The sequence below is a fragment of the Thermococcus sp. 101 C5 genome (assembly GCF_009372125.1).
GTDB classification, from domain to species: domain Archaea; phylum Methanobacteriota_B; class Thermococci; order Thermococcales; family Thermococcaceae; genus Thermococcus_A; species Thermococcus_A bergensis.
Genome location: NZ_WHIZ01000087.1, coordinates 1 through 5,619 on the forward strand (window position 1 = coordinate 1; position 5,619 = coordinate 5,619).

General features: G+C 46.2%; 6 protein-coding genes and 1 pseudogene. 5 read left to right on the top strand and 2 right to left on the bottom strand.

Annotation, left to right across the window (positions count from 1 at the left end; all coding sequences use genetic code 11):
* Positions 1–191: 191 nt before the first annotated feature.
* The 4 genes from thsB (at position 192) to GBV73_RS10245 (ending at position 4,076) form a co-directional block, all read left to right on the top strand.
* On the top strand, positions 192–1,826 hold the full coding sequence (thsB, locus tag GBV73_RS10235; RefSeq protein WP_152881159.1) for a thermosome subunit beta: 1,635 nt from the start codon (positions 192–194) through the stop codon (positions 1,824–1,826).
* 463 nt (positions 1,827–2,289) lie between these two features.
* Entirely contained in the window at positions 2,290–2,412 is a 123-nt protein-coding gene (locus GBV73_RS11485) for a hypothetical protein (RefSeq protein WP_256371126.1), read from the top strand.
* A gap of 121 nt (positions 2,413–2,533) precedes the next feature.
* Positions 2,534–3,412: an ABC transporter ATP-binding protein gene (locus GBV73_RS10240; protein ID WP_152881161.1), complete on the top strand. Its 879-nt coding sequence runs from the start codon at positions 2,534–2,536 to the stop codon at positions 3,410–3,412.
* The gene (locus GBV73_RS10245; RefSeq protein WP_152881163.1) at positions 3,396–4,076 is read left to right on the top strand and encodes a multidrug transporter; all 681 of its coding nucleotides are present in this window, start codon (positions 3,396–3,398) and stop codon (positions 4,074–4,076) included. Before GBV73_RS10240 ends, GBV73_RS10245 begins: the two co-directional genes overlap by 17 nt.
* A 30-nt stretch (positions 4,077–4,106) precedes the next feature.
* Here the strand turns inward: GBV73_RS10245 and GBV73_RS10250 are convergent, their stop codons facing one another.
* Positions 4,107–4,703 (bottom strand): hypothetical protein, encoded by a 597-nt coding sequence (locus GBV73_RS10250; protein ID WP_152881165.1) that lies wholly within the window; start codon positions 4,701–4,703, stop codon positions 4,107–4,109.
* A 31-nt stretch (positions 4,704–4,734) separates the two neighbouring features.
* Positions 4,735–5,082 carry a thioredoxin family protein gene (locus tag GBV73_RS10255; protein ID WP_152881167.1) on the bottom strand — a complete coding sequence of 116 codons (348 nt, stop codon included), beginning with the start codon at positions 5,080–5,082 and terminating at the stop codon, positions 4,735–4,737.
* Positions 5,083–5,389: 307 nt separating this feature from the next.
* Here GBV73_RS10255 and GBV73_RS10260 point away from each other — a divergent pair.
* A pseudogene (locus tag GBV73_RS10260) lies at positions 5,390–5,619 on the top strand (IS982 family transposase); the annotation flags it as partial.

Sequence of the window (5,619 nt, forward strand, 5' to 3'; positions counted from 1 at the left end):
GTAATGTGTTATGGTCTGAAAATCCTCCTCAGAGTCAAATACTGTTTAAATAACAGGGGGTGAAACTAAACACGCCCATGTTGACCGAAAAATTTATAAATAGCACAAAGGAATGGATAATCGGAATGAAAACACATTGTAACTAAAAATTCCCCGCAGATAAGAAATAAAAAAGTCGGGGGTGGGTGGAGATGGCCCAACTTGCAGGCCAGCCAATATTGATTCTTCCCGAAGGAACCCAGAGATATGTTGGAAAAGATGCCCAGAGGTTGAACATTCTCGCTGCAAGAATTGTTGCTGAAACTGTAAGAACCACCCTTGGTCCAAAGGGTATGGACAAAATGCTTGTTGACAGCCTTGGTGACATAGTCATCACAAACGACGGTGCAACTATTCTTGACGAGATGGACATCCAGCACCCAGCTGCCAAAATGATGGTCGAAGTTGCAAAGACCCAAGACAAGGAAGCTGGCGATGGAACCACAACAGCGGTAGTCATCGCTGGTGAGCTCTTAAGAAAAGCCGAGGAGTTGCTTAACCAGAACATCCACCCAACGATAATCGTTAAGGGTTACACCCTTGCAGCTGAAAAAGCTCAAGAGATACTTGACAGCATTGCAAAGGATGTTAGCCCGATGGATGAAGAGATACTCGTGAAGGCAGCAACAACCGCCATAACTGGAAAAGCGGCAGAGGAAGAGAGAGAATACCTTGCAAATCTTGCTGTTGAGGCTGTAAAACTAGTTGCAGAGGAAGTTGATGGCAAGTACATTGTGGACATTGACAACATCAAGCTTGAGAAGAAGGAAGGTGGAAGCGTAAGGGACACTCAACTCATTAAGGGTGTCGTTATCGACAAGGAAAGAGTCCACCCAGGAATGCCAAAGAAGGTCGAAAACGCCAAGATCGCACTTATCAATGAAGCACTTGAAGTCAAAGAGACTGAAACAGACGCTGAGATTAGAATCACAAGCCCAGAGCAACTCCAGGCATTCCTTGAGCAAGAGGAGAAGATGATCAAGGAAATGGTCGACAAGATCGTTGCCACAGGGGCTAACGTTGTCTTCTGCCAGAAGGGAATTGACGACTTAGCCCAGCACTACCTCGCAAAGGCAGGAATCCTAGCCGTTAGAAGAGTTAAGAAGAGCGACATGGAGAAGCTCGCCAAAGCAACAGGTGCGAAGATCGTTACAAACGTAAGAGACCTTACACCAGATGACTTAGGTTACGCTGAGGTAGTTGAGGAGAGGAAGGTTGCAGGAGAGAACATGGTGTTCGTTGAGGGCTGCAAGAATCCAAAGGCAGTTACAATCCTCATTAGGGGTGGAACAGAGCACGTTGTCGACGAAGTCGAGAGAGCCCTCGAAGATGCCATCAAAGTCGTCAAGGACATTGTTGAGGACGGAAAGATCGTCGCTGGTGGCGGTGCTCCAGAGATCGAACTTGCCATCAGGCTTGACGAATACGCAAAAGAAGTTGGTGGCAAGGAGCAGCTTGCGATTGAAGCCTTCGCCGATGCATTGAAGGTAATTCCAAGAACTCTTGCAGAAAATGCTGGACTTGACCCAGTTGACGTCTTAGTGAAAGTAACTGCAGCTCACAAGGACAAGGGTGCAACAATCGGTGTTGACGTCTTTGCCGGAGAGCCAGCTGACATGCTCGAGAGAGGAGTCATTGAGCCATTAAGAGTCAAGAAGCAGGCCATAAAGAGCGCAAGCGAGGCCGCAATAATGATCCTCAGAATCGACGACGTCATTGCCGCAAGCAAGCTCGAAAAGGACAAAGAAGGCGGAAAAGGACCAGGAGAAGAAGAAACTGAGTTCTGAAGTCTCTAACCTTTTCTCTTCTTTTAGTTCACCAATTATTACTTCATTTGAACATGCTTTATGTGTCAATGCATAGTATTATGCAGGATGAAAGGCAAAATCTAAACTTTTTGGAGGCATCATTTATGCCTCACGGATGATATTGTTACATTTCTCTTAACAAAAAGTATATAATCTGAACACCAGATACATCAGTAATTACTTTTCCTCCTTTCCCCAAGACCTTTCCTACATCGAAAACATTTTCTCGAAATAAAAACTCCCGTAATGTTCTTTGGGAATTTAACGTGAATGGGAGATAACCAACACGAGAAATACAGGTTTGCCTATCTTCCCTTCATCCTCATGTATTGCTCTCACTTTCAAGCTCTATGTCCAAAATGGGAGCAGGATGAGGTACAAGAGGCCGGTTGTCATGTATACCCTCTAATGACACGAACCTGATGGTTCTCAAGCCTGGGAGTTGTATGAAAATGAAGTAATGCTCAATATGGACTACTGGCTGGCAGACAACGGAACCTACAAACTTGTTGTCATCTATGATTTGAGGGAGATACGTGCAGAAGTCAGCGTTCCACTGTGGTAGGGGACAAGCTTGAGGCATTTACTCGGATACTTTCTAGAGGATATAATCAACCCTGAGTTTTATACTTTTCCGAAAAACTTTTTTATTCGCTTTTTTATTCGAATTCGTTTAAACTTCACGTATGCTCCCGATCAAAGTAAAAAACCTCTCGAAATCATTTGGCTCAAAGCGCGCCCTTGATGGCGTTTCTTTTTCCATAGAAGGGCCAGGGATAGTGGGGGTAATCGGCCCCAATGGTGCGGGAAAGACCACCCTGATTAGAATCCTCACGGGGCTTTTGAAGCCAGATTCTGGAAGGGTTGAGCTCTTTGGGAGAGCGCCTGAAAAAGCCCGGGAGCTCTTCGCGCTCCTGTCCCAAGATGTCAGGACCCACTTCTACACGCTCACGCCGAGGGATTACGTCTACCACTACCATCTGCCCGTTCTTTCAAAGGGGGAAGCCAGGAGGAAGGCCGATGAAGCAATGGAAGCCTTCGGGATAGACTACGCCGATGAGCTCTTTTCAGTCCTCTCGGGAGGGATGGTGGGGAGGGCCCTTCTCGCGATGGTTCTCTCCGCCGAGGTTCCCCTGTACTTCCTCGACGAGCCAACCGTCGGTCTTGACGTTCAGAACAGGCTCAAGCTGTGGGAAACCCTTCGCGAGAGGGCAGAGGAAGCTACCATAATCCTCACGAGCCACTACCTCAATGAGATATCGAGCGTCTGCGACCGGGTGCTCCTCCTCAAAGCGGGAAAGATAGTCGCCAACGGCAAACCGGAGGAGATAGCGAGGGAATATCTCAGCGGGTTTATCTCAAAGGTCGTCGCCTTCGGGGAGGTCTCCCTTGAGGGTTTTCTCCTGAGGAGGGCAGGACGGCATACCTACATCTACGCGCGCTCCAAAGCGGAGGAGAGGGGAATAATCGAGAAGCTTGAGGAGCTTGGAGTTCCCTTCAGGAGGGAGGAAGTAACGATAGAAGACGTCTTTCTGGTCGGTGGTATTGATGATGGCGCTGATTGAGTACTATGCGAAGGCCCTTACAAAGGGGAAGTTCACACTCGTGAGCTTTGCACTTCAGCCGCTCTCGTTCATCTTCATCGTCTACGTCGTGAGCGGTGGGAGGTTCTTTGAGAGAGCACTCGCTGGAGCGATCGTGAGCTTCATAGCCGGCGTTGGGATAGCCGACCTCTCCATCGAGCTTGTGGGCATGAAGGCCCGCTCGAAGTTCTACGACATAGTAATGTCCCTTCCAGGAGGAAACTGGAGAAAGGCCCTTGGAATATCCGTCGGCATAAGCATCCCCGCGCTCCCTTACATTCTCCTCCTGACGCTACTTCTTTCGTGGCGGCTTGGATTGAGAGCGATACCCGAAATTCTGTTTGGAATAGTTTCTCTCTGGCTCTGGAGTGCTGGAATTGGTTTTTTCATGGGCGTTAAGATAAGGGAGCCACTAACCGTTATGAGGCTCTCGAACCTAACCGTTACGGCCCTAACGGTCTTCCCGCCGGTTTATTATCCTAACAGCGTTCTTCCGGAAAAGCTTGCAGCCGTGATGAACCTCCTACCCACGGTGAGCGCGGCCAGATTGATGACAGGAGAGAGTGGAAGTGTGTTTTTGATCTCAATCTTCTGGGCAGTTTTTGGAGTGTTCCTGCTCTTGAAGTTCAGGGGGCTTGAGGGTTAGTTCATAACCGATAAAAAACCCTTGGAAAGCTCAAGCTTTTAGTAGCCTTTCAATTTCATTCTCAAGTCTTTTGAGCTTTTCCTTGGCTCTTCTGAGCTGGAGGTTTGCAATTCCAACTATCTTCTTAAGATAATCCTCACTCACCCAGAGTTCTCCATTCATGCCCAAGGGAACGTCCATTCTCTCGGTTGAGCGAATTTCCACTACGAGCTTTTTGTGACTTATGCTTTTGATGTTTGAATGCTTGAAGCCGCAAGATATGGCCAGATTGAGCAATTCCACAGCATCTTTTAGGGTTTTTGCGGAAATGTGGAGTATTGGGCTGTGAAGCATGAACCAGAGCATGCCTTCGCTGTGTCTTCCTATAGCCTCAAGCACCTCCTCCAATTCCACTTCCCTATGCCACTTGCCTAGCCATACTGCATTGAGCTTGTCCCCAAAATCTGGCATCTGCATAACACTTATCCTACCTGAGCAGGAGGATGTTGTGAAGTAATTTTCAAGGGAGTTTATCTTATCTAAAAGAGAGATAATGTCTCTGTCCACTAGACCTTTTTCAAGAGCTTCCTTCAGGCTTTCAAGGGCTTTCGCCTTCTGCAGCTCAAAATTTTTCTCATACAAAAACATGGGAGAAATTAAAGAAGGCGATTTTTAAAGTTTATGTGGAAAGATATTGCCTAACTCTTCTCTCAAATTCAGCAAAGTTCGGCACACCTATGAATTCAACACGGTTGTTTATTAAGATCGTTGGTGTTCCCATTATGTTGTGTTCCATAGCCTTTCTCTGCCCTTCTGGAGTCGCAACGCTCACTTCCTTTGCTACCACTCCTTCGTATTTTCTTGCTATTTCCTGGGCCATTGACCATGCTATCGGACAGTACGGACAAGTGGGAGAAGTTATGACCTCAATGACAACCTTCGGTTCTTTGGGCTTGACCTCAATCATCCCTGCTTTTTTCATGAGCTCAAGCATCTTTTTCCTCCTAATCATCTCAAGCTCATCCATGTCCTCACCCCCAAGAAAAATTCAAGTGAAAGAATTTAAAAATGAATTTATGAAACAATCTTCAACAATCATTGCACCATTTCTTATTGAATGCGATTAGAGGGGTTAAGTAGATTTGGGTAATTAGCATAGCCAATAGGCACCATAGATATCTTATGAGACATACTCCTCATTAAAATCCATTATTGACTAATAAAACACATTGATGTATTAATGAAACTTAACCGACACAAAAGGTTATATATACCTTACCCTAGTTCCCATTAGATCGTTAGGGTTATAAGCACTTAAGTTTTTTGGTTGATTGGTGGTTGTATTGAGTTTTCAGAGGGAAATCCTGATCATAAAATCCGAAATCTACCCGATAGTCAGCAAACACTACCCGAAAAACACTCACAGGGAAATAATCAGCCTCTACGACCTGATAACCTTCGCAATACTAGCACACTTGCACTTTAACGGAGTTTACAAGCACGCTTACAGAGTCCTAATCGAAGAAATGAAGCTGTTCCCCAAAATCAGGTACAACAAACTAAC